Genomic DNA, 26,346 nt, shown 5'->3' on the forward strand with positions numbered 1-26,346 from the left:
CGCCCCATGCCTGAAGCCCTCACCCCTCAGGTCGACCTGATCGTGCTTGCGGGCGGCCGCGGCAGCCGGCTCGGCGGCGCCGTCAAGCCCGCCGTCGAAGTCGCGGGCCGCACACTGCTGTCCCGGGTGCTCGACGCTCGGACCCTCGCCCGTCGAGTCGTCGTCGTCGGGCCGGCGTCAGCACGGGCCGCCGCCGGCCCTGAGGCGGCCGGAGTGCTCTGGGCGCTCGAGGATCCCCCGTTCGGCGGCCCCGTCGCGGGCATCGCCGCCGGCCTCGCGGCCCTCGCCGCACCCGGATCCGCACCCGCAGCCGGTGCCCCGGCCGATGCCCCGGCCGATGCCCCGGCCGAGTGGCTGCTCGTCCTCGCGTGCGACCTGCCCTGGGCGGAGGCTGCCGCCAGCACCCTCGTCGCGGCACTCGCCGACCGGCCCCATTCCAACTGCGCAGGCACTGACGCCCTCGATGGCCTGCACCTGTCCGACCCTGACGGTCACCCCCAGTGGCTCGCCGGCCTCTACCGGGCGAGCGCCCTCCGGGACGCCGCGGCACGCCTCGGCCCCGCAGTGAACGGCGCGAGCATGCGCGCCCTCCTGTCCAGGCTGAGGCTCGGCGGGGTCCGTGACGAGTCTGGAAGCGGCCGCGACGTGGACACGTGGCAGGATGTTGAGTGGAGCACCGCGCTCCTGTCGGGACCCAGCCCGGTCAGCACCACCCCTCCGAGGAGCGACACCCAATGAGCACCTCCACCCCCCTGCCTCCCGAGGCCCTCGACGACTGGCTTGCCGTCCTCGCCGCCGGACTCGACCTCGATCCGGCCGACGTTCCGGTCGGCGTGCTCCTGGACGTCGCCCGCGACGTCGCCCACGGCGTCGCCCGTCCCGCCGCCCCGCTCAGCACGTTCCTCGTCGGTTTCGCCGCTGCCCGAAACGGCGGCACTGCGGCCGACGTCGAGCAGGCCAGCGCGACCGCTACCCGGCTCGCCCTGGACTGGTCGTCGACGCACCCCGCCGAGCCGCGCTAGTGGCCGGCATCCGCTTCTTCGCGGCCGCGGCAGAGGCCGCAGGCAGCGAGACCACGACCGTCGACGTTGCGAGCATCGGCGATCTCCGTACTTTCCTGTCCGACCAACACGGCACCGAGTTCGCCAGGATCCTGTCGCGCTGTTCCCTGCTGGTCAACGGCACCAGGGCAGCGGATGACGCGGTACCCCTCGCCGGGACCGACACCGTCGACGTGTTGCCCCCCTTCGCCGGAGGCTGAGCCTGAGGCCGAGCCTGAGGCCGATTCCCGCGCGCCCCTGCCCAGTCGGCAAGCCCCGAAAACGACGGAATCTCCTCAACATGTACCTGATGAGAGTACGTTTCCACAGATCTGAGCTATGCTCAAACAATGTCGGTGGTCGGTCGTAACGTGGGGGCATGACCAACCACTCGGAGTCAACCACTTCACCCGATCAGCCGCACGGCGACCCGGTGCAGGACGACCCGGTGCACGGCGACCCGGTGCACGGCGACCCGGTGCAGGACGACCCGGTGCAGGACGACCCGGTGCAGGGCGGCGTGCTCGGCGGGTTGCGGTCTATGGCGGATGTCGTCACCGGGCTGGGCGGTTCGTCTGCCGCTGTCGACACGCTCGGTGACGAGGCGGTACTCGAGGGGCACGTGTTGATCGCGGGAGCCCGGCGGGCCTTGGACACCCAGGCGGCGTGGTTCGCCGCGACACTCGCCCGGCGGTCCCGCCCCGAACTCGGCGGGCAAGGCCTCGCGGCCCGGAAGGGGTTCCGAACCCCGGAAGACCTGCTGCAGGCAATTTCCGGGTCAAGCACGGGCGATGTCGGCAAACTCCTCGCCGTCGGCCGGCTGCTCGCGGAGCCCGACGCCGCCGAGAAGGCCGCCCGGGAAGCCGCCGACGCGCAGAGGCCGCTCGCCGAGACCCCCACCTCGACGGGCACGACGGGATCGACGGGATCGACGGTCAGGCTGGACCTGACGGCCCCGACGGAACCGGGGCCGCCCCGACCGGCGCCGCATTGGACGGGTCAGAACAAACCGGGCCGAAACTGACGGGGACTTCGCAGACCGGGACCGCACCGACTGACGCCTCGTCCGGTGCTGCCGAACCGGGCGGGCCAGCTCCCGCAGCCGCAGCCGGACCGGCAGCCGAGGCCGGGGAGGGCCGCAGAACCGAGGCGCCCACATCCAACACTGGAAAGACGACACCCGGCAGACCAACCTCGACGACGGCATCCTGCTCTGCAGGGCCGACCACCTCAGGCTCCACAACGAACACTGGCGCATCACCCGCGACCACAACGGCCGATACTGGCTGACCCCGCCACCCGGACTCGACCCCGAGCAGCAACCGATACTGCTCACCAGCAAGAACACGATCCTCCGCGACGATGACTGAATCAGCGGAGACGACGGAGAGGACGGGCTCGAACGCCCGGGCGGGGTAAGCCGAGTCCAACCCCGGAACCCATGTTCGGGAGAAGCCGGATCGAACGCGCGCGACGGGCTTCACGCGGAAGGACGTCAGAGTCGCTCGCGACGCTAGAGACCCAGGCCGACCCAGGAGTGGGTGCCGTCGACTTCGTACTGCTTCTTCCAGATCGGGACCTCGGCCTTGACCGCCTCGACGAGACGCTCGCAGACCAGGAAGGCGTCGGCGCGGTGCGCACTCGCGACGGCGGCGACGAGGGCGAGGTCGCCGACCTCGAGGTGGCCGATCCGGTGGCTCACCACGAGCTCCACCGCGGGGTTCCCGGCCCGGAACCGCGCGGCGATCTCCGTGAGGATACGTCCGGCATCTGGATGGGCGCTGTAATCGAGGCCCGTCACTGTGCCTGCGGCGTCGGGGTCGTGATCCCGCACCTGGCCCACGAAGGTGACGACGGCGCCGGCTGACCGCGAGGACACCGCGAGGACATGCGCGGCCACATCGAGCGTCTGCTCGGTGACGAGGGACAGCGGCGGTATGCGTTCGGATTCCACAGCCCCAGAGTACCCGCGCAGCATCCTCCGCTACCGCAACCAGCTCGACTCGGACATCGCGAACATGTCGGACCTCGGCGGGCCGTTCGACGGCGCGCCTCCCGCTACACCCGTTCGAAGACGGCGGCGAGGCCTTGGCCACCCCCGATGCACATGGTCTCGAGCAGGTAACGCCCCCCGGTGCGGTGCAGGTGCCTGCTCGCGGTCGCCAGGATGCGTGCGCCGGTCGCGCCGACGGGGTGACCCAGGGAGATGCCGGAACCGTTCACGTTCGTACGCTCCCAGTCGGCGTCGGTGAATTTCCACTCCCGGCTCACCGCGAGCACCTGCGCGGCGAATGCCTCATTGAGCTCGATCAGGTCGATGTCCGCGAGGGTGAGGCCTGCGCGTTCGAGGGCCTTCTTCGTTGCGGGCACCGGTCCGATGCCCATCCGCGACGGCTCGACGCCGGCCCTGGCCCACGTCACGAGGCGCACGAGCGGGCTGAGCCCGAGCTCCCCGGCGCGCTCCGGGGTCGTCACGAGGCACGCGGCGGCGGCGTCGTTCTGCCCGCTCGCGTTTCCGGCGGTGACCGTCGCGTCGGCATCCGTCTTCAGCAGGATGGGACGCAGCCCGGCGAGACCGGCCAGGGTCGTGTCCGGCCGCGGTGTTTCGTCGCGGGAGACGACGACGGCGCCCTTCCGCCCCGGAACCGTGACCGGAACGACTTCGGCGTCGAAGCGGCCCTCTGCAACGGCCGTCGCGGCGCGCTGCTGGGACCGCACGGCGAGCTCGTCCTGCTCGGCACGACCGATCCCGTACTCCCGGCGCAGGTTTTCCGCGGTCTCGAGCATGCCGCCGGGAACCGGGTAGTTGCGGCCGCCGGCGGTCTCCCGGCCACGGCTGAGCGCATCGCGGAGCAGCAAGCCCGGCCCGGCCGTGATTCCGAAACGGGAATCGACGGTATAGAACGGCGCCTGGCTCATCGAGTCGACCCCGCCTGCCACGACGACGTCGCTGATGCCGGTCTGCACCTGCATCGCCGCGTCGAGCACGGCCTGCAGGCCGGAGCCGCACCGCCGGTCGAGTTGAAGCCCGCCGACGGTCACCGGCAGGCCGGCGTTGAGGGCGGCGACGCGGGCGACGGATGCCGCCTCCGCGGTCGGGTAGGCCTGCCCGAGGATCACGTCGTCGATCACACCCCCGTCGATGCCGGTACGTTCCAGCAGGGCCGCGATCACCGCGGCGGCGAGGTCGGCCGGTGCGACACTGGCGAACATCCCCCCGAAGCGCCCGATCGGGGTGCGCACCGGCTCGCAGATGACGACCTCGCGCATCCGCTCGCTCATGCGCCGACCCCCGAAAGCAGGGTGCGGATGACGCCCGGCTCCGCGGGCACGAGCAGCCGCGCCCCGGTCGCGGCCTGTACCTCCGCGACGGTGAGACCCGGAGCGACCTCCCGCAGCACGAGCCCCTCCCCGGTGACGTCGATCACCGCGAGGTCGGTGATGATCCGGGTGACCACGTGCTTGCCGGTCAGGGGAAGGGAGCACTCCGCCACGATCTTGTGCTCGCCGGCACGCGTGACATGCTCCATCACGATGATCACGGTATCGGCGCCGTGCACGAGGTCCATAGCCCCGCCCATGCCCTTGATCATCTTGCCCGGCACGGCCCAGTTCGCGATGTCTCCCGTCTCCGAGACCTGCATCGCGCCGAGCACGGCCACGTCGATGACTCCGGCACGGATCATGCCGAAGCTCTGCGCGGAGTCGAAGTACGCCGCACCGGGATTGACGGTGATGGTCTCCTTGCCGGCGTTGATCAGCTTCGGGTCCTCCTCGCCCTCCCACGGGTACGCCCCGACGCCGAGCACCCCGTTCTCCGAGTGCAGGATGACGTGCACCCCCTCCGGCAGGAAGTTCGGGATCAGGGTCGGCAGGCCGATCCCGAGGTTGACGTAGCTGTCGGGGGCGAGTTCCTGCGCGGCGCGGGCCGCCATCTCGTTGCGGGTCAGGGGCATGTCAGCCTTCCGTTCTGGCGGTCTGGGCGGATGCCGCGGCCGCGGCGGCGGGGGCGGCTCCCGGCCGCGGCCGGGTCGTGACCTTCTCGATCGGGAGGTCGCGGGCATCCGCGTGGTTCAGCTGCACGATCCGTTGCACATAGATGCCGGCGAGGTGCACGTCGTCCGGATCGATCTCGCCCGGTTCGACGAGCTCGTCGACCTCCGCGATGGTGATCCGGCCGGCCATCGCTGCCGGCGGGTTGAAGTTGCGGGCCGACTTCTCGAAGACCAGGTTGCCGTGCCGGTCGCCGCGAGCGGCGCGCACCAGGGCGAAGTCGGTGACGATCGCCTCCTCGAGCACGTATTCCTGCGTCTTTCCGAGCGAGGAGAACACCCTGGTCTCCTTCGGCGGCGAGGACACCAGCACCTCCCCGCCCGGTCCGTAGCGCCAGGGCAGGCCGCCGTCGGCGACCAGGGTTCCGACGCCGCTCGCGGTGAAGAACGCCGGGATGCCGCTGCCGCCCGCGCGGAGCCGCTCGGCGAGGGTTCCCTGCGGAGTGAGTTCGACCTCGAGGTCCCCGCCGAGGTAGCGCCGTGCGAAGTCCTTGTTCTCGCCGATGTATGACGCGATGACCCTGCTGATCCTGCCCTCCCTGAGCAGCTCACCGAGTCCCCAGCCGTCGACGCCGCAATTGTTGGAGACGACCCGGAGGTCTGTCGTGCCCCGATCGAGCAGGGCGCGGATCAGCACAATCGGCACGCCGACCAGGCCGAAGCCGCCGACGGCGAGGGAAGCGCCGTCTGGAATGTCCGCGACGGCGGCCGCCGCTGAGGTGAACGTCTTATCCATGGAGCAGTCCTTCGGTCCGGTTCAGGGGCGTGTCGGGGTCGGTGACGAGTCGGCGTCCGGCTCGGGAGCCACAGCGGCCTCCGCGTCCAGGGCGGCGAACGTCGTGCGGGCTATCGAGAGCGCCGAGTTCGCGGCAGGCACCCCGGCGTAGATCGCGGTGTGCAGCATCGCCTCGCTGATCTCGGCGCGGCTGAGCCCGTTGGTCAGCGCGGCGCGCACGTGCATCGCGAGTTCGTGCTCATGGCCCCCGGTGATCAGGCAGGCGAGGGTGAGGAAGCTGCGGGTGCGCCGGTCGAGGCCGGGCCTGGTCCAGATCTCACCCCAGGCGTATCGGGTGATGAAGTCCTGGAAGTCAGCGGTCTCCGGGGTGATCGCGGCCGTTGCGGTATCCACGTGCGTGTCACCGAGCACGGCCCGGCGCACGGCCAGGCCCGCGGTGTACACCTCGGCCGCCGTTCGTGCGGAGGGATCGTCGGCCACGGCTTGTCCGTTCGGGTGCTCCGCAGACGTTGCCGGGGGTGTCGCTGGGGTCGTTGCCGAGAGTTGTTCCCGGAGCAGGGCTGCGAGGTCCCGTGGCCGCTCGAGGGAGGGCAGGTGGGCGGCTCCCGTAATCTCGGCAAACCGGGCGCCGGGAATGGCCGCGGCGAGTTCGGCGACGAGGGCACTCGGCGTGGCGAGGTCGAGTTCCCCGGCAACGCAGAGCGTCTGCACGTCGATGCCGGCGACCGCGTCGCGCTCGTCGAACCCGGCGAGCGCCTCGCAACAGAGCGCGTATGACTCGTCGTCGATGTCGAGCAGCCGGTTCAGCGCACCGGCACCCGCCGCGGGATCGCGCTCCAGGAACCCCGGGGCGAACCAGCGTTCGGCGCTGCCGATCACCATCGAGGGCGTTCCGCTCGCCCTGATCCGTGCGGCGCGCTCGTGCCAGCCCTCCGCGGTACCGATCCGCGCCGCCGAACAGACGACGGTGAGGCTCAGCAGGCGCCCCGGGTGACGGATGCCGAGCTCGAGACCGACCGCGCCGCCGAGCGAGATCCCGGCATAGTGGAAGGACTCCGGTGCGGCGTCCGGGCCGAGGGCGGCGGCCGTCGCGGAGTCGACGAGGGCGATCACGGCGTCGGCGATTTCGGCGACCGTGAAGGGTTGCCGCGCGGCCGGGCTGGCCCCGTGTCCGGGCAGGTCGAAGCTGAGCACCCGCAGGTCCGGACGCGCCGGGTCGCCGAGGGCGTCGAGGGCCTCGAGGGCGTCGACGACCGGGTCCCAGAGCGTCGTCGTGGTGCCGAGGGAGGGTCCGAGGACGAGCAGCGGAGCCCGACCAGCCGGACCAGCCGCATCAGCCGGGCCAGGGCGAATCGTGCCACGAAGATGGGGCTGGGTCATCGTTCAACCTTCCGTGATGGGTGGGCAGGCACTGCCGGTTCACGAGGCACTGCCGGTTCACGAGGCGCTTCTGCCTCGACGTGTGCCCGGTATCGGGCGAGCACCCGGTCTATTGCTGACGAACCCTGGCCGAGGCCGGAGTCCGCGTCGAACGCGGCCCAGGCCCGGTCCCGCAGGGCGTCGGTCACTCCCCCGGTGGCGCCCTCTGCAGCCAGCAGGCCGCCCAGCGTCACCCGCAGCGGTCGCCGGGTCTCGTGGGATTCCTCTGCGGCACGCTGTACGAGCGCGAAGGCCCTGGTCTTGCCGAGGGCCTCGGCGAGCAGGGTGGTCACGCGTTCGCTGAAAACGAGCCCGTCGGTGAACTCGAGGTTGACCCGCATCCGCCCGGGGTGGACGTCGAGGCGCCCGGCGAGGTCGGCCGCTCCGCTGACCGCGGAAACCGCGAGCCGTTCGAGCTCGCGCAGGGTCTGCCACTCGGCGTGCCAGGCTCCGCTCGGGCGCTGGTCGTCGGCGAGCAGGCTGCCGTAGAGCGATCCCAGCAGAGCAGGGGTCTGGCGCGCTGCGGCCGTGACGAGCACGGCCGTCACCGGGTTGCGCTTGTGCGGCATCGCGCTGGAGCCGCCCTGCCCTGCACCGAGCCGCTCGTTCACCTCGGCGATCTCGGTGCGGGACAGCACGGAGACGTCGAGGGCGAACACCCCGGCAACCCCGGTCACCGCGGCGAGCGCGGATCCGAGTTCCACGACAGGCAGGCGGTCCGTGTGCCAGCTGAGCAGCGGCCGGCGCAGCCCGAGCATGGCGGCGAACCGGTCCGTGACGACGTCGACGGCCGGGGTGCCCGACGTGGATGCCGCCGGCCCGGCGACCCCGGAGCGGGCGTTCGCGATGGCGGTGAGCACGGCGAGGTTCCCGACGGCGCCGCCGAGCTGCGCGGGCAGCCCGGCGCGCACCCGCGCGAGGGCGGTCGCCGCCGTGAGCACGGCATCGAGCCAGCCGGCCGCCACGAAGCCGAAGCTTGTGGGCGAGGCCTGCTGGCCCAGGGTGCGGCCGGCCATGATCGTGTCCCGGTGCTGCCCCGCGAGCACGGCGAGCGCGGCGGCGAATTCCCCGAGCCGGTCGGCGAGCTCGCCGCAGACCCGGTCGGCGACGAGCATCGCCGCCGTGTCGAGGACGTCCTGGCTCGTGGCTCCGACGTGGATGTGGTCGGAGGCCCCTGCGCGCACGCGTTCCGCGGCGACGCCGAGGTGCTTCACGAGCGGGATCACGGGGTTGCCGCCGCCGCGCCCCTCCCGGGCGATCGCACCGAGGTCGAGCGCACCGGCGTCGGCGAGAGTGTCGCAGACGCCGAGCATCCACTCGGGGGCGAGCGCGGCGTCGACGAGTGCCCGGGTCAGGGCGAGCTCGGTGTCGACCATCGCCTGCAGCCAGGCCGCGTCGCTCGTGAGCACCCGCGCCCGGCTGCCGTGGTCGAGCGGGGCCAGCAGCCCGGCGTCGAGAATGGACTCAGGCATCGAAGACTCAGGCATCAGTGACTCAGGCATCAAAATCCAGGAACACGGTCTCGTTCTCGCCCTGCAGGTGGATGTCGAACCGGTACGAGGCCGCGCCCGTCGGCCCGGTCCCTTCCGACACGCAGACGAGGGTGTGCCGCCGGTCCGCCGGGACCGCGGCGAGCACGGCATCCGTGGCATTCTGCTCCGCATGCCCGGGGAAGTAGGCCCGGGTGAAGAGGTGGTGGATGAGCCCCCTGGCGAACACGGTGACGAGCACGTACGGCGCACCGCCCGCGACCGGGCCGGGCTCGACCGTCGTGAAGGTGTAGTGACCGTCGAAGTCGACGGCCGCCCTGCCGAAACCCGTGAAGCCGAAGCCGTCACGGGCGAGGGAGCCCCGCTCGTTCCGCAGGGCGCCGGTCTCGTCGGCCTGCCAGATTTCGAGGGTGGCGTCGGGCACCGGGTCCCCTGCGCCGTCGAAGACGGTTCCGTGCAGCCGGATCGCGTGCGGGTGGTGGCCGGGCACGAGCTCGGCTCCCCCGTCGTACGGCAACGCGAACCCGTAGAACGGGCCCACGGTCTGCGCAGGGGTCTGCACGTACCGGGCGGCAGGCGATTCAGTCATGGGCTTCTTCACTTTCCATCCAGGTGGATTTCGGACCGGTGAGCACGATGTCCCACCGATAGCCGAGCGAGAACTCCGGCACACTCAGGTCGTGGTCGTACACGCCGATCAACCGGGCGCGCGCTGCGGGGTCGGTGATCGACTGGTAGATCGGGTCGAGCGCGAAGAGCGGGTCGCCCGGGAAGTACATCTGGGTGATCAGGCGCTGGGTGAACGCGGTGCCGAAGAGGGAGAAGTGGATGTGTGCCGGCCGCCACGCGTTCAGGTGGTTCCGCCACGGGTAGGGTCCGGGCTTGATCGTGGTGAAGGAGTATTCGCCGTTGTCTCCGGTGATGACCCGGCCGACGCCGGTGAAGTTGGGGTCGAGCGGGGCGGGGTGCTGGTCGCGCTTGTGCACGTAGCGTCCGCCGGCGTTGGCCTGCCAGACCTCGACGAGCTGGTGCCGCACCGGGCGGCCCTCGCCGTCGAGCACCCGCCCGGACACCGTCACCCGCTCGCCGAGCGGTTCGGCGTTGTGCTGGATGGTCAGGTCGCTCTCGAGGGGGCTGACGTCGCTGTGCCCGAAGGCGGGCGAGTGCCGTTCGATCTCCTCGGGGTCCGCCCGCACGAGCTCGTGGGTCGGGTGCCGCAGGATCGAGCTGCGATAGGGAGGGTAATCGCGACGCGGGTGCAGCTCCGGGGCGTTGCCCTCCGCGACGCGGTCCCTGGCTTCCGCCTCGATGGCCTGCATCTCTGCGGAGATCTCGTGTTGTGACGTGGTATCGGTCATGTCGCTGATTCCTCTCGGGAGTATGGGGTCGGGAGTGCGGGGCTAGAACGGGAGTCCGGAATACTGTTCGGCGAGCTCGCGCTGGGCGTGCGCCGAGCTCGTGACGTAATCGAGGCGGCCGAGCTGGCTCTGGTAGTCGAACTCCATCGTCTGCAGGTCGGTGCGGTTGCGATGCAGCAGGTCTGTCATCCACTGCGAGAACTGCTGCACGCGCCACTGGCGGCGGAGCGCCGCCTCGCCGTAACCGGAGAGGAGGGCGTCGTCGTCCGCGTAGTGGGCTGCGATGGCCGCGGCGAGCATGGTGACGTCGGCGATGGCGGAGTTGAGGCCCTTCGCCCCGGTCGGCGGCACGATGTGTCCGGCGTCCCCCGCGAGGAAGAGACTGCCGTACGCGAGGCGGGACGCCACGAAGCTGCGCATGGGCGTGATGGACTTGTCGGTGATCTCGCCCTCCTGGAGGGTCCAGCCCGGCACGCCGAGCCGGGCGTGCAGGTTCTCCCAGATCCGTTCGTCTGGCCACTGGTCGAGCGAGTCCGCGGTGTCGACCTGCAGGTAGAGCCGGGAAACGAGCGGCGAACGCATCGAGTGCATGGCGAAGCCGTCTTCGTGCAGCGCATAGATGAGCTCGTCGGTCGACGGAGCCACGTTCGCGAGGATCCCGAGCCAGGCGTACGGGTAACTCCGGTCGTAGAGCGTGATGGCTTCGCGGGGGATGCTCGCGCGGCAGACCCCATGGAAGCCGTCGGCGCCGACGACGAAGTCCGCCGTGATCTCGTGGGCCTCGCCCGCGTGGGTGAACGTCACCCGCGGCGCGCTCGACTCGAGGTCGTGCACCGCGACATCCGCCGACTCATAATAGATCGTCGAGCCGGCGGCGTTGTGCGCCGCAATAAGGTCCTTCACGACTTCCTGCTGGCCGTACACCGTGACGCTGCGGCCTATGAGCTCCTGGAAGTCGACGTGGTGGCGTTCGCCCCGGAACTGCAGGTAGATGCCGTCGTGCTCGAGGCCCTCGGTCCTGATCCGCTCGCCGAGCCCCAGGCGGGTGAGGGTCTCGACGGCGCTCTGCTCGAGTACGCCGGCCCGGATCCGGGCGAGCACATAGTCCTGCGAACGGTTCTCGACCACGATCGAGTCGATTCCGGCGTCCCGCAGCGCCCAGCTGAGGAGAAGACCGGCGGGGCCTGCGCCGATGATGGCGACACGGGTGTTTTCTGGGGACACGGGGCTCTCCTAGCGACGATGACAGGTGATCGCACCATCTTGCGGAGTCAGCGGCACCCCCGAGGTGGTGGTTTCCACTGAGTGAAAGACCTCGCGGCGGATGCCCGGCCTCGGCTCAGCCGGCGGCGCGGCGGTACCCGAGCGCCCTGCCCACCCCATGGGCCGCGACCCGGACGGCCTGTTCGTGCTCGGGGCTCGACCGAGGTGTGGTGCGGGTGACGATCGACACGGCCGCAACCACCTGGCCGGTGCGGTCCCGGATCGGCGCCGCGATCGAACTCGAACCGGCCGTCATCTCCTCGGACATGCGGGCGATGCCCTGGGCGCGGATGCCGGCCAGGCGCCGCCGCAATTCCTCGGGGTCGGTCACGGTCTGCGGCAGGAACCGCGGTAACGGCCCGGCCAGGTAGGCCTGGATCACCTCGTTCGCGGCGAAGGCCAGCAGCACGAGCCCGACCCCGGTCGCGTGCAGAGGCAAGCGACCGCCCACCCGGGAGATCACCCGCACGGCCTGGTGCCCGGACAGCTTCTCGAGGTAGAGGGCGTCACGTCCGTCGAGGATGGCGAGGTGCACGTGCTCATGGGTCGCCTCGTACAGGTCTTCCAGATAGGGCAGGGCGATCGTGCGGAGGTTCCGCGCCGTCGGGGTCTGCACCCCGACCTCCCAGAGCCGCATCCCGAGCGCGTAGCGGCCGTCCTCCTGGCGGGCGAGGCCTCCCCAGCTCGTCCATTCACCGACGAGGCGGTGCACCGTCGTCAGCGGGATCCCGGTGCGCTGCGCGATCGCGGTGAGGGTGAGCGAACTCGCCGGCGGCGCGGTGAACGCGTCGAGAATGGCGAAGAGCCGGGCGGCCACGCCACGGTCATCGACCGGGAACGCCGCAGCGTCCTCGGTTCCCTTCGACTGTGCGGGCTTCCCTGACATCAGCACCACGCTACTCGCACGCGCACCGGCGGGCAGCAAACTGTGGGGCCATGGCGAATTCCCGCTCCGGCGACTCCCTGCCGTCCCGGCTCGTGACGATTCTCGACGCCTTCGATTCCCATCGCTCGTCCTTGACGATCTCCGCGTTATCGCGCCGGGTGGGCATCCCGCTCGCGACGACCCACCGGCTCGTCGTGCAGTTCCTCGACGGACGGCTCCTCGAGCGCGACGCGGACGGAGAAGTTCGCCTCGGCATCCGGTTGTGGGAGCTGGCCTCGCGGGGCCTGCGCACCACCGACCTGCGCGAGATCGCGCTTCCCTTCATGAAGGACGCGCAGGCCGTCGTGCGGCAGCACACGACCCTGAGGTGGGCTGGCTAGTGTCGGCGGGGTAACGTACACTCCCAATATCGAACATTTGTTCGATCATTACGGAGGAGCCACCGAATGCCCCAGATCATCGACACCCGCGTCGACGTCGAGCTCTCGGCCGATGGCGACCCCCGCGCCTTCACCTGGGACCGCTTCGAGCACACCATCATCGGGCAACCGCAGGCGGTGTTCACGCGCACCCGCTGGTGGGAGAACGACGGGGTGCCCACCCGCATCGACACCGAGCTGTGGCGGGTCGACGCGGCCCGCGGGGGCGAGGAGCAACACCGGTACGACCTGCGACGCGACGTCGACGGGTCGTGGGTGCTCGCCCTCGACTGGGGATGAACGAGCCGGGCACGGGCCGGTCGGGCACTGCCGGGCCGGGCGCCGGCTTCCCGCACCTGCATGTCGCGAGCGCATACTCGACCCACTACGGGGTGACGCTTCCCGAAGCGCTTGCCGGCCAGGCGAGGGCCCAGGGCGCCTCCTTCCTCGCACTCACCGACCGTGACGGGCTCTATGGGGCCGTCAAGCACCTTCGCGCGTGTGGGGCGGAGGGCATCCGCGCCGGCCTCGGGGCCGACCTCGCGGTGCACGACGACGACCGGGTGCCGCTTGGCCGCGTCGTCGTTCTCGCGCACGGAGGCACCAGCGGCCGTGGGTATGCTGCCCTGTGCCGCGCCGTGTCGGCCGCCCACCAGGCCGTGTCGACCGGAACAGTGCCCGAGCCGAGCATCGGCCGGTCAGAGCTCGCCGAACTGGCCGGGCTCCGGGCGCTGGCCGTTCTGCTCGGGCCGGCCTCAGACGTCGGCGAGGCGATCGGCCGCCGCGCGACGAAGGAAGCCGGCGCCCGGCTCACCGCCTGGCAGCGATCGATGCCCGCCGGGTCGGTGTGCCTCGAAATCGTCTGCCATCTCGCCGAGCCCGGCAGCCGGGGCAGTGTCACTCCCGCGACCCGCATGCTCGCCCTCGCCGAACAGAACGGCCTGCCCGCCGTGCTCACGAACGCGGTGCGCTACGGCGAGCCGGAGGACGCGGTCACCGCAGACCTTACCGACGCCGCCCGCACCCTGACCCCGCTCGCCGAGCTCGAGCAGCCGCAGACGAACGGACAGGCCTGGCTCAAACCAGCAGGGGCCATGCGGCAGGTGGCCCGCATGGTCGTCGACGCCGGCCTGCACGACGACGGCGCTCTCGCCCGGCTGCTGCGCGATACGGAAATGCTCGCCGACCGCTGCACCCTCGACCCGCAGGCCGACATCGGCCTCGGCACCCCGCGGATGCCGGAGGCACGTGTGATCGGGGTCACCGGCGACCCGCTCGCCGAACTCTGGAAACGCGGACGATCCGGCGTCGAGGAACGCTACGCGGCATCCGGTCGGGCGGCCGTCGAAACGGCGCACGCCCGCCTCGAGTATGAGATGGCGACGGTCGAGCACCTCGGCTTCGCGAGCTATTTCCTCACGGTCGCCCGGGTCGCCGACCTCGTCAGGGGCATGGGCGTGCGTATCCAGGCCCGTGGCTCCGGCGTCGGCTCTGTGCTCAACTATGCCCTGCACACCTCATCGGTCGAGCCGATCGCGAACGACCTGCTCTGGGAACGGTTCCTCTCCCCCGAGCGCCAGACCCTGCCCGACATCGACCTGGACGTGGAGTCGGCGCGCCGCCACGATATCTACCGCGCCATTTTCCAGACCTTCGGTGCCGACCGGGTCTCGCTGATGTCGATGACCAACGCATACCGCGGCCGCGGCGCCGTCAGGGACGCCGGGCTGGCCCTCGGCATGGATGCCGGGCAGGTGTCGGCGATCGCGAAGCAGATGTGGCGGTTCAACGCCCGCGACTTCCGCCGTGCCCTCGAGGAGAAACCCGAGCTCGAACCGCTCGCGGCCGAAGTACGCGCCTCGCAGCAGCTCGATCAGCTCGTCGACCTCACCGCACGGCTCGACCGGCTGCCCCGGCACATCTCGGTGCACCCGTGCGGCGTGATCCTCTCCGACGCGAGCCTGCTCGACCGCACCCCGGTGCAGGCGTCGGGAATGGGACTGCCGATGTCGCAGTTCGACAAGCACGACATGGACCCGATGGGCCTGATCAAGCTCGACATCCTGGGCGTTCGGATGCAGTCTGCGATGGCGCATGCCGTCGAGGAGCACCGACGCCTCACCGGCGAGAGCATCGACCTCGACCGGATCCCGCTCGACGACGAGCCGACCTTCGAACTCATCCGCTCGACGCGCACCCTCGGCATCTTCCAGCTCGAGTCGCCAGGCCAGATGGAGCTCGTCGGTAAGCTGCAGCCCGAGGTATTCAACGACCTCACCGTGGAGATCTCGCTGTTCCGACCCGGCCCGATGCAGAACAACATGCCCCTGCTCTACCTGCAGGCGCGGCACGGTGAGGTCGTGCCGGACTACATCCACCCGCGTTTCGAACCGATCCTGCGGGAGACCCGCGGCGTCGTCATCTTCCACGAACAGGTGATGCGGCTCTTCGACGAACTCACCGGCTGCGGCCTGGGCAAAGCGGATGTCTTCCGCAGGCACCTGGGGAAACCCGAGCAGCTCCCCCTCATCGAGGCGTACGTTCGTGAGCAGGCCCTGGGCCGCGGATTCTCCCCGGCGGTGATCGACCGGATCTGGACCGTGCTCGCCGGATTCGGCAGCTTCGGCTTCGCCAAGGCGCACGGCGCCGCGTTCGCCCTGCCCACCTACCAGTCCGCGTGGCTGAAGACCCATCACCCTGCGGTCTTCCTTGCCGGTCTCCTCACCCACGACCCGGGCATGTGGCCGAAGGACCTGCTCGTGGCCGAAGCCCGGGCGCTCGGGGTGCCCGTGCTGCCGCTCGACGTGCAGCGCAGCGTACTCGACTACCGGGTCGAGGATCTTCCTCCGGGCCACGCCGGGCCTGCCCAGGTCGAACCGGTGGCTGCCGGGCCTGCCGGGCCTGCCGGGCCGCACCGAGGCATCCGCCTGGCGCTGCCAGAGCTCTCGGGCAGCACCGCCGCCGAGAGGGCCAGGATCGTGCGGCACCAACCGTTCTCCTCGCTCCAGGACTTCCGGGACCGGGTGCGGCCACGGCGGTCGAGCTTCGAGGCGCTGGCGCGGGTCGGCGCCCTCGACAGCTTCATCGGCTATGACCGTGAGCGCCGGCACGAGCTGCTCGCGCACATCCAGTCGCTCCGCGGCACGGCCGTCGCCGTGCACGACGACCAGCTCGCCTTCGACGTCGACCTGCCGGTCCCCCGGTACACCGGCGACCGATTCACCGCCGTCACCTCCCTCGAGCTGCGCGGCCGAACCCAGACCGAACTCGAGCTGCGCGACCTGGGCCTCGCCGTGTCCGGGCACCAGCTCGCCCGTTTCTATCCGCTCTTCGCCGAACTCGGCGTCACCCCGGCGTCGGCCCTCGCCGACCTGCCCGGCGGCACCGAGGTGCTCCTCGCGGGCGTGCGGCGGGCAACGAACACCCCGCCGATGCGCGGCGGGCGACGCGTCGTGTTCGTGAGCCTCGACGACGGCACCGGGCCGGTCGCGAACGTGGTGTTTTTCCACGACGCCCAGGAACGCATCGGCGCCCCGGTCTTCCAGACCAGGCACCTGCTCGTCCGCGGCCGCACCAGGCGCTCGGGTGCGAAAGCGGTGTCTGTAACGGGCGACTCGCTCTGGGACCTCGCCGATGCCGCCCGGCTGGTCACACAGCGGCACAGCGCCGAGCGTGCGGCCGAGAACGCTGCGGGCGACCAGGCACGGGCTGAGGCCCTGGCGGCCGAACTCGCCGCGGTCACGCCCGCCAACGTGCGCCACCTCTGGTCCGCGCGCTCCGCCTGATCCGACACGCGAACCCGGCCCACGGAACGGCCGCGACCCGTCCGGGCAGGCGGATGCCCGGTGCCGCAGGCGCGGCACCGGGCATCCGGTGGATCCTTGTACCGGCCGTCCGGCGGTAGATCCGGACGGCCGTGCGACTATCCGGCGACTACTGGGCCACCTGGCTTGTCGTTTCCACGGTCAGCCACGGGCCGGCGGGAACGGCGGACCGGTCCACGAAACGCCAGTTGACGTGGTCGTTGTCGCCGTCGAGGTCGGCGAAGCCAAGGCATCCGTTGAGGGCGGGCGACACGTCGGTGCCTGCGCCCTGGCTCGGGTCGCCGCTGAACTGCTTGTTCACCGGACGGGCGTCGTTGCTTCCGAACACGTAGGCCGCGTCGTGGTAGAGCGAGCCGCTCGAGGGGCCCGCATCTTCAACCTGTCCGTAGCACGTCTGGCCGTTGGGACCGGTGAGCTGGACCCAGTGGTTCTTCATGTACGAGTAGTTCGAGTCACCATGGTGAGCGCTGTACGGGGCCACGTTCGCCCACGGTACGACGGTGTCACGGTTAGCGAACGCCGTCGCGTCGTTGATGTCGTCGTAAGGAAGATCCAGATAGAACGGGTTCTCGAGCGGCTTGGGCTGGCTGGTCGGGAAGTAGCCGTTGGCAGCGGTGCGCTTCTCTGTCGTGCAGGTGAAGGTCGCAGCGGTCGCGCCGCTGGACGGGCCATCGCACCCGCCGACGGGCGAGCCGCCGCAGCCGGTGTCCGTCGAACCGCCGAGCTGCTTGCCGGTGTGGTGCAGCGCCCAGTTGCTGTCGTAGGTGCTACAGACCTGGCTGCCGTCGCTGAGGTTGGCGTTGAAGATCTCGCCCACCCAGAATGTCGTCGAGACGATGTTGGTGTGCAGCGGTGACGTTCCGATTATGATCGGCGCGGGTGCCGGCGCGGGCGTCGACTTCGGAGTAGCCGTCGACTTCGGAGTGACTGTCGGCGTCGCAGTAGCCGTCGGCTTCGGGGTAGCCGTCGGAGTGACCGTCGGCTTCGCAGTAGCCGCCGGCGTCACGGTCCGCGTCGGAGTCGGCGTGCTGGTTCCGTTGTGGTGGTTCTTGCTGGGCGATGACGAGCCGGAGGATGAAGATGAGTGGCCGCTGGACGCGAAGGCATACGAGGCCGTTGTGCCGACGACGATACACAGGGCTGCCGTTGCGGCTATGACACCGCCGACGAGCTTGCGACGCGCGGGTGTACTACGCGGCGAGGACTTCTCGGCGCGACGAAAGAGCTGTTGCATGAAGTTTTTTTGCCTTTCAAATGACCGGAACGCGCCGATCACAAATCCATCCACAGAACCTACGACACGCATTTACGATGGCTTGACTGTAACCCACGCGAGGGATGAGGCTCGGAAAAATACCCCCAGTTTCAAGGCTGCGCTAGGGTCTTGACAAACAAAAAAACTGAGAGATCGCCGTAATCACGGGGAACTCAGGAAACATTCACAGCTGAGAATCTCTCAGGAATTCTCAGGAAGCAAAAACCATCAGCGCGGCGTTTAACGGGGCGTCAGAGTCTGAGTCGGAGCCGGAGCCGGAGCCGGTGTCGGTCTCGGTGTCTGAGTCGGCGTCGGATTGGCTTCGATGAAGTCATCTCCACCGTACTTCGCATTCGCGACCGACATCACCGCCGGCCACATTCGATGCCGGGCGGTCGCGGCCTGGCCGCTGTCGAACAATGTGGTCCGCTGGTTCGCATCTCCGGTGAGGCTGACCACCGCGACGACCGTTGCGACCTTCGTGCTCGACCCGGTCATCCAGGTGTCCTTGTTGCCATCCGTCGTACCGGTTTTTCCGATCACGGGCACCTGCGGCGACATACCCCGGTTCGACTGTTGCCCTGTCCCGGTCGTCATGACCTTGTGCATGGCGTAGGCCATGCCCGCCGCGACCGTGGGGTCGACGGACGCGGCGCACTCGCTGGTCGGCACGGGGACCTCCGCGCCGGTCGGGCCAACGATGCGGTCGATCACGACCGGACTGCACGTCACCCCCCTGTTCGCGATTCCCGCGAATGCGACGGCCATGCTCAACGGCGCGATCTCGTTCGTGCCGATCACCGACGCAGCGCTCTGCAGGAGAGGGGTCGCATCGGCGCGGTGCATCCGGAATGCCTCAGCCGTCTTGCGGATTCCGCACAGGTCGAGCTTCTTGGCCATCCCGATGTACCCGGTGTTGATCGACCCCACGGTGGCTTCGAGGGCGCTGTAGCGTGCCCCGCTCTCGTTCGCGTCGTTCTTCGGGTTCCACTTCTCCTTGTCGTAGTTCTGTGGGCCGAGGCAGCTGTCCTGGAAGGTTCCCCAATTGGCCTTTCGGCGGGAATCGACGCGTTCGTAGAGAGCGTGACCCTCCGTGAGCCACTCGGCGAGGGTGAACACCTTGTACCCGGAACCCGGCTGGAACCCACTCGAACCGCCGTCGGCATAGTCGGTGTTGTAGTTGATGCTCGTGTAGTTCGCTCCCGTGGCTTCGACGACAGGATCCTGGCTGTAGTCCTTGTTCTGCACCATCGCGAGCACCCGACCGGTGCCGACCTGCACGCTGGAGATGACAGCGCCGACATCCCAGCCGGGGAAGGTCGACGGCACATTCTGTCTCATCGTGGCCTCCGCGACATTCTGAAGGTCCAGATCAATGGTTGTGTAGACGTTGTAGCCACCCCGCCGGAAGTTGAGCAGCCGGGTGTCGGCATCCGCCCCGAACGCCGGGTCGTTCCGAAGCACATGGGTCACGTAGTCGCAGAAATAGGCGCTTCCGCCCGCGGTCTGGCAGCCGGTACTGGGCTCGTGGATGCTGGGTTCGACCGGTGCCGCGACCGCCGCCGCGTAGTCGACCGGTCCGATCGTGCCGTACTTCAGCATCGTCCCGAGGATATAGTCCCGGCGGTCCCGGTTCGCCGCGTAGCCGTTCGCCGAACCGTTGGTGGCGCTGTTCGGGTCGTCGAGCTGGAACTTGACCGGGTTGTTGATGATGGCGACGAGGCTCGCGGCCTGCGGCAGGCTCACGGCCGCTGCCGTCGTGTTGAAGTAGTACTCGGCGGCCGCCTCGATTCCGTAGACCGTTCCTCCGAAGCCGGTGATATTGAGATACTGGCGAAGGATGTCCTTCTTGGAATACTTCTTCTCGACGCCGATCGCGAGCCGCATCTCCTTGAGCTTGCGCTCGGCGCTCGTTCGGGTGGCTGTCGTGTAGCAGGAGTCGCGCGCCGCGGAGTCGGGGAGCACCTCGCACTTCTGAACGAGGACGTTCTTGACATACTGCTGAGTGATGGACGACCCGCCCTGAGTTTCCCCGCCGAGGCTCACGCTGAGTCCGGCCCTGATCGTGCCCTGCATGTCGATGCCGCCGTGTTCATAGAAGCGCGGGTCCTCACTCGAGACCGAGGCGTCCGTCACGAAAGGACTGATCGCGTCCGAGCCGACCTCGATCCGGTTCTGGTCATAGAAGGAGGCGAGCAGGTAGGGAGAGCCATCGCCCCGCATCGCATAGATATTGCTCTTCTGAGAGAGCCGGTCGATCGACAGGAATTCCGGGAGGCTTTGGAAGGTGTTGATCGTGTCCGTCACGGCGAGTCCCGACAGCGCGACGACGGGCGTCACCGACGCGGCGACCAGAAGTCCCGCAACCCCGCTCATGGCCACAAGCCCGACCAGCCCGCCGATCACACCCCGGGGCGTGCGCCGCTCCTGGAATTCCGTCGTCCGCATCTGAACCCCCCATCACGTTTCATGGAACCCCGGGGCAGTCAGAATTGCTAGGGGCGTCTCACGATCGTTATCGGAGCGATCAGGTCTGGGCGACGGATGCCGAGCAGGCCCGCCGGGGAGCTTACCTGGCGGTGAGGATCAGCGTCGGTGTTACCGGGGCCGTGGTTGCCTCGACCTGAAGTCCCACCCAGACGCTCTGCCCTGCGGGAATCGTGCTCGCCCAACCCGCTCCGGTGCACGTGATCGAGGTCCTCACCTTGACCGTGCACGTCATCCCCCACGCGTTGGTCACCGCAGTCACGGTCGGATCGGACCAGGTCACGCTCCAGGCGTTGGCACCGGTCGCACTCTTCACCTGGAAGTCAGCGACGTAGCCGGCGCCCCAGGCGCTCTGCAGGTTCCACGTCGTGGTGATCGATCCAGAGCCGGGGACGGGAGTCGGAGTGGCGGTCGGCGTCGCGGTCGGCGTCGGCGTCGCGGTCGGAGTCGGAGTCGGCGTCGGAGTGGGCGTCGGAGTCGGCGTCGGCGTCGGCGTCGGCGTCGCGGTCTGAGTCGCGGTCGGCGTCGGAGTCGGAGTCGGCGGAACGACGATCGGAGACCCTGTCCCGAGCAGCGGCGTGAGCGCCGTGAGCTTTGCCGCCTCCGGGGTCACCCAGTCGTCCTTGACGATGCCGCCGGTGTCGCCACTGTTCGGGTTGAACGACCAGTACGCGAAGCTCATGCCGTTGCTCGAGAGGTACGGCACGAGCTTGGCAAGCCATTTCTGGTCGGATTCGGTCGCAAGCTTGGTACCGAACTCGCCGAGCAGCACCGGTGCGATCCCGGCCTTGCTGATGTAGCCCCAGTTCTGGTCCCAAACGGTGGCGAGGTTGTCCGGGTAGTTGGCCGCGCTGAACCACTTCTGCGCGTACACCGTCGCCGGGTAGTCGTGCGGTGAGTACACCACCTGGTTCGCGACGGAGAGAATGACAGGCTTGCCCTTGACACCGCTCAGGCCGCCGCCCCACCAGGTGGATCCGCCGGTGGCCTGGTTCTCGATGCCCTCGACGAGGATCAGCAGCCTGGGGTTCACGGCGAGCACGGCGTTCCCACCGCGGGTCGCGGCGGCCTGCCAGTCGATCGCGGGGTTACCGCAGCCCCAGCATGCCTGCCCGTGCGGTTCGTTGTGCAGGTCGAAGCCGATCACGGTCGGATCATTCTTGTACCGGGTGGCGAGTGCCTGCCAGTCGCTGATCCACTTGGCTTCACTGTATTGCGCCGTGTACCAGAGCTCCGATTGGGCTCCGGAATCCGGACGGTGCCGGTCGAGGATGACATTGAGTCCGGCGACCTTCGCCCGCGCGATGACCGTGTCCATCAGCTGTTGCGGAGTAAGTCCCGAGAGGGTCGGATTCACCGCGTAGTTGATTGAATTGCTGGGGGCCCCGGCGAGGCACTCGTTCGAGAACGGCAGCCGCAGGGTGTTGAATCCGAGCGACTTGATCTGCGCGAGGCCGGCGTCGAGGCCGATCGTCCAGAGTCCGTGCGGGGCGCAGTTGCTCGTCTCCATTCCGAACCAGGAGATGGCCTTGACGACATAGGACTGGTTGGCGGAGTTCTTGATCGTGCCACCCGCGGTGTGCAGCCAGCCGGACGGCGCACTGACAGCGGATGCCGCGAATGCCGCCGGCTGCGGAGCCGCCGTCACGAGACCGCCCGTCACGAGCAGGGCGGCAGCCACGAATGCAACCAGGCGTCCGGTGGCGCCTCCGCGCCGCGGTCGCGCCGATGTCGTTGGGGAAGTCTGCCTCGTGGCATAGCTGTCGCGAGCACTCATGCTGGTCCCCCAGTATTCCGCGGACGTGGTTCCCGATGGCCACCCCTCGGGGCGGCAAGATCGTCCGTTAGCCCCATCGTAGGGGTTCCCGTGTTTCGGCACGGTAACAAGCTGCGCCGGGCACAGAAGACGGGCCCCGCGACTGCCGCGAGGCCCGTTCGATACTGCCGGATCGGATCAGGCGACTGCGGGAACCGCGGTCTTCTTCAAAGCGTGCGGCGTGAGGACGAAGATCGCCCAGCCGAACAGGCCGACGAGGATGCCGAGGCCCATGGCGAAGAACGAGACGCCGAAGGCGACGATCGACGTGAAGAGCGAGGCGCGAAGCAGCGACGCGGTCATGACCGTCGGGCGGACCTTGTCGTCCTGGGCGAGCTCGGCGTACGTCTTGCCGCCTGAGGCCTCCATGGCGTGGTGGTTAATGATGTTCGCCTGCGCGAGGGCGGAGAGGGGGTTGTCGACGGTCGTTCCGGCGAGGAACGATGCGTCGGCCGCGACAGTAATCTTCTCGCCGGCCAGCTGGCTGCTGACGGTGCCCCAGACGACGCCGCCGACGACGAGCATAACGAGGCCGCCGATAATGCCGAGGAGGCCGATAATCCGAAGAATGCGCGCCTGGCCGGAACCGGCGATCAGGGGTTGGGCGGCCATTGTCATGAGATACCTTTCCTGGTGTCGCGCCTGTCGTGACACTCGTGTTACCCCCTAGTCTGCCAGTAATGAAAGCGCATTCATCACATTTTCTCTGCTGATTGCAACGGTGGTGGTAAACGTTTGCACCGTGGCGGACGAAAGGCGCGGCATCCGTTGGATGCCGCGCCTTTCTCAGCGTCTGAGCGCCGGTTTCGCCTAGAAAACGGTCAGGCCCCTCGCGCGGAATTGCTCCCGCACGCGCTCCTGCAGATCGTTGTCGGGGGGCGTCACCCCGTGCAGCGGGTACGGGATCTCAAGCCGGTCCCACTTGTCCTCGCCCATCTGGTGGAACGGGAGCACTTCGACGCGCTCGACGTTCGGCCAGCGGGAAATGATTTCCGCGACGGCGTCGACGTTGTCGACGGCATCGGTCAGTCCGGGGACCAGCACGAAGCGGGCCCAGACGGCGATTCCCTTTTCCGCGAGGCGATCGCCGAAATCGAGCGTCGGCTGGAGCTCACGCCCGGTGACCTCTTTGTACGTCTCGTGAAGACCGGACTTGACGTCCAGAAGCACGAGGTCGAGGTTGTCGAGCAGCGTCTCTGACGCGCTCTTCCCGAGGAACCCCGAGGTGTCCAGGGTGGTGTGGATGCCGAGCTTGTGGCATTCCTCGAAGATGCGCTCCACGAAGGCCGGTTGCATGAGCGGCTCACCGCCTGAGATGGTGAGGCCTCCCCCGGTTGCGTCGAAGACGCCCTTGTAGCGCTTGAGGCGCGTGACCAGGTCGTCGAGGGTGGTGATCAACCCGTCGCGCATCTTCCAGGTGTCCGGGTTGTGACAGTACTGACAACGCAACAGGCACCCGGACAGGAACAGGGTCATCCGCGTTCCGGGGCCGTCCACGGCCGTGACGAGCTCCCAGGAATGGACGCTTGCCACCGAGCCGTTGTGAATCGCGGCCATCTCGAGGTGATGGAGTTCGGCAAGTTCAGCCTGTTCGGTGCTGGGAGTCTTGCCGTCCTCCAGCGCGACGAGGGCGATGGCGGGGCCGACGCTGGGTAGGCCGAGGTTTATTGCGGGCATTGTCTCGTCCTACTCAGCGTCGCCGCCATCTGTTATCGGTGGATATTAGTGCTGGTGAATCTTCAGTGCTGGTGAATCTTCGGTGCTGGTGAATCCTTAGTGCTGGTGGAACGTACGGCTGATGACGTCCATCTGCTGTTCGCGCGTGAGGCGCACGAAGTTGACCGCGTAGCCGGAGACGCGAATCGTCAGCTGCGGGTAGTTCTCCGGGTGCAGCATGGCGTCTTCAAGGGTTTCCTTGTTGAGCACGTTGACGTTGATGTGGTAGCCGGTGGCTTCCGTATACGCGTCAATGAGTCCGACGAGGCTCGTGATCTGCTCGTCCTTGGTGTGACCGAGGCCACTGGGGACGACCGTGTTCGTGAGCGAGATGCCGTCCTGCGCCTGGCTGAACGGCAGCTTGGCGACGCTGAGCGCCGACGCGAGCATGCCGTGCGTGTCGCGGCCGTTCATCGGGTTTGCACCCGGAGCGAACGGCTCACCCTTGCGACGGCCATCGGGCGTGTTGCCGGTGGCCTTGCCGTAGACCACGTTGGACGTGATCGTCAGGATGGACTGGGTGTGGATGGCGTTGCGGTAGGTCGGGTGCTTGCGGATCATGTTCATGAAGCGTTCCATGACATCGATCGCAATGGAGTCGACGCTGTCGTCGTCGTTACCGAACTTGGGGAATTCGCCCTCGATCGTATAGTCGACGACGAGTCCGTTGTCGTCGCGGACCGGACGCACCTTGGCGTACTTGATCGCGGACAGGGAGTCGGCGACAACGCTCAGGCCGGCGATGCCACAGGCCATCGTGCGAACGATTTCCTTGTCGTGGAGGGCCATTTCGAGACGCTCATACGCGTACTTGTCGTGCATGTAATGGATGCAGTTCAGCGCGGTGACGTAGGTCTCGGCGAGCCACTCGAGCGTGACGAGGTAGTTCGCGAAGACGGTGTCATAGTCGAGGATCGTGTCGAGGTTCGGCGCGGTCGCCGGGGCGACCTGCTTGCCGGAAACCTCGTCCTTGCCGCCGTTGATCGAGTAGAGCAACGCCTTGACGGCGTTGACGCGAGCACCGAAGAACTGCATCTGCTTGCCGACGCGCATCGGGGAGACGCAGCAGGCGATCGCAGCGTCGTCACCGAGCTCGGCGCGGATGAGGTCGTCGGACTCGTACTGGATCGCCGACGTGTCGATGGAGACCTGGGCGCAGAAGCGCTTGAATCCATCGGGAAGGCCGTCGTTCCAGAGAACGGTGAGGTTCGGCTCAGGTGCTGCGCCGATGTTGTACAACGTCTGGAGGAAACGGAACGCCGTCTTGGTGACGAGCGGGCGACCGTCTTCGCCGATGCCGCCGAGGGACTCGGTGACCCAGGTCGGGTCGCCGGCGAAGATCTCGTCATATTCCGGGGTACGCAGGAAGCGCACGATGCGGAGCTTGATGACGAGGTCGTCGATGAGCTCTTGGGCGCCCTCTTCGGTGATGGTGCCGTCGGCGAGGTCGCGCTCGATGTACGCGTCGAGGAAGGCCGAGTTACGGCCGAACGACATTGCAGCGCCGTTCTGTTCCTTGACGGCACCGAGGTACGCGAAGTACAGCCACTGGACGGCTTCGTGGGCGGTCTGGGCCGGCTTGGAGATGTCGGAGCCGTAGGACGCGGCCATCTGGACGAGTTCCTTGAGGGCCCGGATCTGCTCCGAGTTTTCCTCGCGGGCGCGGATGATGTCCTCGGTCGAGGGCTCCATGTCGAGCTCGGCGCGGTCGTTCTTCTTGCCGGCGATCAGTGCGTCGACGCCGTAGAGCGCGACACGACGGTAGTCGCCGATGATACGGCCACGGCCGTAGGCATCCGGAAGACCGGTGATCAGGTGGCTGTTGCGGGCACGACGCACACCGGGAGGGTAGACGTCGAACACGGCGGTGTTGTGGGTCTTGCGGTAGTCGGTGAAGATCTTCTCGAGTTCGGGAGAGACGGGGTAGCCGTAGGTCTCGAGGGAGTTGACGACCATGCGCCATCCACCGAACGGCATGATCGCGCGCTTGAGCGGCGCATCCGTCTGGAGGCCGACGATGACTTCATTGTCCTTGTCGATGTAGCCCGGCTTGTGGGCTGTAATGGAGGACGGCGTGAAGGCGTCGATGTCGTAGACGCCCTTACGACGTTCCTCGGGGAACATCGCGGACAACTTGGCCCAGACTCCCGTGGTGCGGGCAGTCGGCCCGGCCAGGAAGGACGCGTCGCCGATATACGGCGTGTAATTGCGCTGAATGAAATCGCGAAGGTTAATCGAATCCTGCCACGGCCCGGAAACGAATTCCGCCTTGCCGTGCTGCATCGAAGTGTCGCCGCTGAGGACGCCCTCTGTAATTGTCATGTGGACTACTCTCCTCGTGGGATTGAGCTTTCCCGCCGCGGAAGATCCCGCGCTCGGGGTAGTGAGCGGGGGGACACGAGGCGCCAGACGTGCACCGATGCACCGTGGTCCGCTCTCTTTTTCCAACACTACTCCCCGGCAAGGACCGGTCGGGGGGTTCTTCTGCCGCGTCTCTCGCCCGCGCGTTTAAAAGGACTCGCCTAGCACAGCCAAACCCCGGTAATCCACTGCGGGGAGTGACGATCCTGAGAATTCTCAAACCT

Annotated in this window: 24 protein-coding genes and 1 pseudogene; 9 read left to right on the forward strand and 16 right to left on the reverse strand. The window is 68.5% G+C overall.

Translation table 11 applies throughout. The features are described from left to right. The first annotated feature begins 6 nt into the window (after positions 1 to 6). The 5 genes and pseudogenes from RCH22_RS08800 to RCH22_RS21175 all read left to right on the forward strand — a co-directional run. Positions 7 to 738 (forward strand): NTP transferase domain-containing protein, encoded by a 732-nt coding sequence (locus RCH22_RS08800; protein WP_327013643.1) that lies wholly within the window; start codon positions 7 to 9, stop codon positions 736 to 738. Then, complete coding sequence (locus RCH22_RS08805; RefSeq protein WP_327013644.1) at positions 735 to 1,022, forward strand: DUF6457 domain-containing protein; 288 nt, start codon at positions 735 to 737, stop codon at positions 1,020 to 1,022. The genes RCH22_RS08800 and RCH22_RS08805 overlap by 4 nt, the downstream gene beginning before the upstream one ends. Further along, positions 1,022 to 1,261: a MoaD/ThiS family protein gene (locus RCH22_RS08810; protein ID WP_327013645.1), complete on the forward strand. Its 240-nt coding sequence runs from the start codon at positions 1,022 to 1,024 to the stop codon at positions 1,259 to 1,261. The genes RCH22_RS08805 and RCH22_RS08810 overlap by 1 nt, the downstream gene beginning before the upstream one ends. Before the next feature lie 158 nt (positions 1,262 to 1,419). Then, on the forward strand, positions 1,420 to 2,064 hold the full coding sequence (locus tag RCH22_RS08815; RefSeq protein ID WP_327013646.1) for a hypothetical protein: 645 nt from the start codon (positions 1,420 to 1,422) through the stop codon (positions 2,062 to 2,064). A gap of 118 nt (positions 2,065 to 2,182) precedes the next feature. Next, a pseudogene (locus tag RCH22_RS21175) lies at positions 2,183 to 2,410 on the forward strand (hypothetical protein); the annotation flags it as partial. Positions 2,411 to 2,553: 143 nt separating this feature from the next. On the opposite strand, the gene RCH22_RS08820 reads toward RCH22_RS21175, so the two are convergent. The 10 genes from RCH22_RS08820 to RCH22_RS08865 form a co-directional block, all read right to left on the reverse strand. Beyond that, on the reverse strand, positions 2,554 to 2,994 hold the full coding sequence (locus RCH22_RS08820; RefSeq protein ID WP_327013647.1) for a molybdenum cofactor biosynthesis protein MoaE: 441 nt from the start codon (positions 2,992 to 2,994) through the stop codon (positions 2,554 to 2,556). A 104-nt stretch (positions 2,995 to 3,098) separates the two neighbouring features. Then, complete coding sequence (locus RCH22_RS08825; protein WP_327013648.1) at positions 3,099 to 4,322, reverse strand: acetyl-CoA C-acetyltransferase; 1,224 nt, start codon at positions 4,320 to 4,322, stop codon at positions 3,099 to 3,101. After that, complete coding sequence (locus RCH22_RS08830) at positions 4,319 to 4,996, reverse strand: 3-oxoacid CoA-transferase subunit B (RefSeq protein WP_327013649.1); 678 nt, start codon at positions 4,994 to 4,996, stop codon at positions 4,319 to 4,321. The genes RCH22_RS08825 and RCH22_RS08830 overlap by 4 nt, the downstream gene beginning before the upstream one ends. Before the next feature lies 1 nt (position 4,997). Further along, on the reverse strand, positions 4,998 to 5,828 hold the full coding sequence (locus RCH22_RS08835; RefSeq protein ID WP_327013650.1) for a CoA transferase subunit A: 831 nt from the start codon (positions 5,826 to 5,828) through the stop codon (positions 4,998 to 5,000). A gap of 21 nt (positions 5,829 to 5,849) precedes the next feature. Then, complete coding sequence (gene pcaC, locus RCH22_RS08840; RefSeq protein ID WP_327013651.1) at positions 5,850 to 7,208, reverse strand: 4-carboxymuconolactone decarboxylase; 1,359 nt, start codon at positions 7,206 to 7,208, stop codon at positions 5,850 to 5,852. After that, positions 7,205 to 8,719, reverse strand: a complete 1,515-nt coding sequence (locus tag RCH22_RS08845; protein ID WP_327013652.1) for a lyase family protein — start codon at positions 8,717 to 8,719, stop codon at positions 7,205 to 7,207. The genes pcaC and RCH22_RS08845 overlap by 4 nt, the downstream gene beginning before the upstream one ends. Before the next feature lie 22 nt (positions 8,720 to 8,741). Then, the gene (gene pcaG / locus RCH22_RS08850; RefSeq protein WP_327013653.1) at positions 8,742 to 9,326 is read right to left on the reverse strand and encodes a protocatechuate 3,4-dioxygenase subunit alpha; all 585 of its coding nucleotides are present in this window, start codon (positions 9,324 to 9,326) and stop codon (positions 8,742 to 8,744) included. Next, complete coding sequence (gene pcaH / locus RCH22_RS08855; protein WP_327013654.1) at positions 9,319 to 10,095, reverse strand: protocatechuate 3,4-dioxygenase subunit beta; 777 nt, start codon at positions 10,093 to 10,095, stop codon at positions 9,319 to 9,321. The genes pcaG and pcaH overlap by 8 nt, the downstream gene beginning before the upstream one ends. 42 nt (positions 10,096 to 10,137) lie before the next feature. Next, positions 10,138 to 11,319: a 4-hydroxybenzoate 3-monooxygenase gene (locus RCH22_RS08860; RefSeq protein WP_327013655.1), complete on the reverse strand. Its 1,182-nt coding sequence runs from the start codon at positions 11,317 to 11,319 to the stop codon at positions 10,138 to 10,140. A 115-nt stretch (positions 11,320 to 11,434) separates the two neighbouring features. Next, positions 11,435 to 12,244 (reverse strand): IclR family transcriptional regulator, encoded by an 810-nt coding sequence (locus RCH22_RS08865; RefSeq protein WP_327013656.1) that lies wholly within the window; start codon positions 12,242 to 12,244, stop codon positions 11,435 to 11,437. Between the two features lie 50 nt (positions 12,245 to 12,294). Between RCH22_RS08865 and RCH22_RS08870 the strand changes: the two genes are divergently transcribed. The 3 genes from RCH22_RS08870 (at position 12,295) to RCH22_RS08880 (ending at position 16,448) form a co-directional block, all read left to right on the forward strand. After that, the gene (locus tag RCH22_RS08870; RefSeq protein WP_327013657.1) at positions 12,295 to 12,624 is read left to right on the forward strand and encodes a helix-turn-helix domain-containing protein; all 330 of its coding nucleotides are present in this window, start codon (positions 12,295 to 12,297) and stop codon (positions 12,622 to 12,624) included. 66 nt (positions 12,625 to 12,690) lie between these two features. Next, positions 12,691 to 12,963 (forward strand): hypothetical protein, encoded by a 273-nt coding sequence (locus RCH22_RS08875; protein WP_327013658.1) that lies wholly within the window; start codon positions 12,691 to 12,693, stop codon positions 12,961 to 12,963. Next, entirely contained in the window at positions 12,960 to 16,448 is a 3,489-nt protein-coding gene (locus RCH22_RS08880; RefSeq protein WP_327013659.1) for a DNA polymerase III subunit alpha, read from the forward strand. The genes RCH22_RS08875 and RCH22_RS08880 overlap by 4 nt, the downstream gene beginning before the upstream one ends. Before the next feature lie 148 nt (positions 16,449 to 16,596). Here the strand turns inward: RCH22_RS08880 and RCH22_RS08885 are convergent, their stop codons facing one another. Continuing rightward, the gene (locus tag RCH22_RS08885) at positions 16,597 to 17,304 is read right to left on the reverse strand and encodes a hypothetical protein (protein ID WP_327013660.1); all 708 of its coding nucleotides are present in this window, start codon (positions 17,302 to 17,304) and stop codon (positions 16,597 to 16,599) included. On the opposite strand from RCH22_RS08885, the gene RCH22_RS08890 reads away from it, so the two are divergent. Next, positions 17,288 to 17,875 (forward strand): hypothetical protein, encoded by a 588-nt coding sequence (locus tag RCH22_RS08890; RefSeq protein ID WP_327013661.1) that lies wholly within the window; start codon positions 17,288 to 17,290, stop codon positions 17,873 to 17,875. The two genes, RCH22_RS08885 and RCH22_RS08890, sit on opposite strands and share 17 nt — an antisense overlap. Positions 17,876 to 17,982: 107 nt before the next feature. On the opposite strand, the gene RCH22_RS08895 is transcribed toward RCH22_RS08890, so the two are convergent. From RCH22_RS08895 to pflB, 5 genes are all read right to left on the reverse strand, one after another. Further along, positions 17,983 to 20,190, reverse strand: coding sequence for a transglycosylase domain-containing protein (locus RCH22_RS08895; protein ID WP_327013662.1), 2,208 nt, complete (start codon positions 20,188 to 20,190; stop codon positions 17,983 to 17,985). A 121-nt stretch (positions 20,191 to 20,311) separates the two neighbouring features. Continuing rightward, complete coding sequence (locus RCH22_RS08900) at positions 20,312 to 21,910, reverse strand: cellulase family glycosylhydrolase (protein ID WP_327013663.1); 1,599 nt, start codon at positions 21,908 to 21,910, stop codon at positions 20,312 to 20,314. 273 nt (positions 21,911 to 22,183) lie between these two features. Then, positions 22,184 to 22,663: an aromatic ring-opening dioxygenase LigA gene (locus RCH22_RS08905; RefSeq protein WP_327013664.1), complete on the reverse strand. Its 480-nt coding sequence runs from the start codon at positions 22,661 to 22,663 to the stop codon at positions 22,184 to 22,186. Positions 22,664 to 22,855: 192 nt separating this feature from the next. Further along, entirely contained in the window at positions 22,856 to 23,722 is an 867-nt protein-coding gene (gene pflA, locus RCH22_RS08910) for a pyruvate formate-lyase-activating protein (protein WP_327013665.1), read from the reverse strand. Between the two features lie 96 nt (positions 23,723 to 23,818). Beyond that, a complete protein-coding gene (pflB, locus tag RCH22_RS08915) occupies positions 23,819 to 26,083 on the reverse strand; it encodes a formate C-acetyltransferase (RefSeq protein WP_327013666.1) in 2,265 nt (754 codons plus the stop codon). Positions 26,084 to 26,346: the final 263 nt, after the last annotated feature.

The organism is Cryobacterium sp. GrIS_2_6, assembly GCF_035984545.1.
In the GTDB taxonomy this organism is placed as follows: Bacteria; Actinomycetota; Actinomycetes; order Actinomycetales; family Microbacteriaceae; genus Cryobacterium.

Excerpts from the sequence above, each read along its gene's own strand:
- RCH22_RS08825 (WP_327013648.1), bottom strand. The coding sequence starts at position 4,322 with ATGAGCGAGCGGATGCGCGAGGTCGTCATCTGCGAGCCGGTGCGCACC.
- RCH22_RS08845 (WP_327013652.1), bottom strand. The coding sequence starts at position 8,719 with ATGCCTGAGTCCATTCTCGACGCCGGGCTGCTGGCCCCGCTCGACCAC.
- RCH22_RS08880 (WP_327013659.1), top strand. The coding sequence starts at position 12,960 with ATGAACGAGCCGGGCACGGGCCGGTCGGGCACTGCCGGGCCGGGCGCC.
- RCH22_RS08835 (WP_327013650.1), bottom strand. The coding sequence starts at position 5,828 with ATGGATAAGACGTTCACCTCAGCGGCGGCCGCCGTCGCGGACATTCCA.
- RCH22_RS08800 (WP_327013643.1), top strand. The coding sequence starts at position 7 with ATGCCTGAAGCCCTCACCCCTCAGGTCGACCTGATCGTGCTTGCGGGC.
- RCH22_RS08895 (WP_327013662.1), bottom strand. The coding sequence starts at position 20,190 with ATGCGGACGACGGAATTCCAGGAGCGGCGCACGCCCCGGGGTGTGATC.
- RCH22_RS08865 (WP_327013656.1), bottom strand. The coding sequence starts at position 12,244 with ATGTCAGGGAAGCCCGCACAGTCGAAGGGAACCGAGGACGCTGCGGCG.
- RCH22_RS08815 (WP_327013646.1), top strand. The coding sequence starts at position 1,420 with ATGACCAACCACTCGGAGTCAACCACTTCACCCGATCAGCCGCACGGC.
- RCH22_RS08875 (WP_327013658.1), top strand. The coding sequence starts at position 12,691 with ATGCCCCAGATCATCGACACCCGCGTCGACGTCGAGCTCTCGGCCGAT.
- RCH22_RS08805 (WP_327013644.1), top strand. The coding sequence starts at position 735 with ATGAGCACCTCCACCCCCCTGCCTCCCGAGGCCCTCGACGACTGGCTT.
- RCH22_RS08870 (WP_327013657.1), top strand. The coding sequence starts at position 12,295 with ATGGCGAATTCCCGCTCCGGCGACTCCCTGCCGTCCCGGCTCGTGACG.
- pflB (WP_327013666.1), bottom strand. The coding sequence starts at position 26,083 with ATGACAATTACAGAGGGCGTCCTCAGCGGCGACACTTCGATGCAGCAC.
- pcaG (WP_327013653.1), bottom strand. The coding sequence starts at position 9,326 with ATGACTGAATCGCCTGCCGCCCGGTACGTGCAGACCCCTGCGCAGACC.
- pflA (WP_327013665.1), bottom strand. The coding sequence starts at position 23,722 with ATGCCCGCAATAAACCTCGGCCTACCCAGCGTCGGCCCCGCCATCGCC.
- pcaC (WP_327013651.1), bottom strand. The coding sequence starts at position 7,208 with ATGACCCAGCCCCATCTTCGTGGCACGATTCGCCCTGGCCCGGCTGAT.
- RCH22_RS08830 (WP_327013649.1), bottom strand. The coding sequence starts at position 4,996 with ATGCCCCTGACCCGCAACGAGATGGCGGCCCGCGCCGCGCAGGAACTC.
- pcaH (WP_327013654.1), bottom strand. The coding sequence starts at position 10,095 with ATGACCGATACCACGTCACAACACGAGATCTCCGCAGAGATGCAGGCC.
- RCH22_RS08905 (WP_327013664.1), bottom strand. The coding sequence starts at position 22,663 with ATGACAATGGCCGCCCAACCCCTGATCGCCGGTTCCGGCCAGGCGCGC.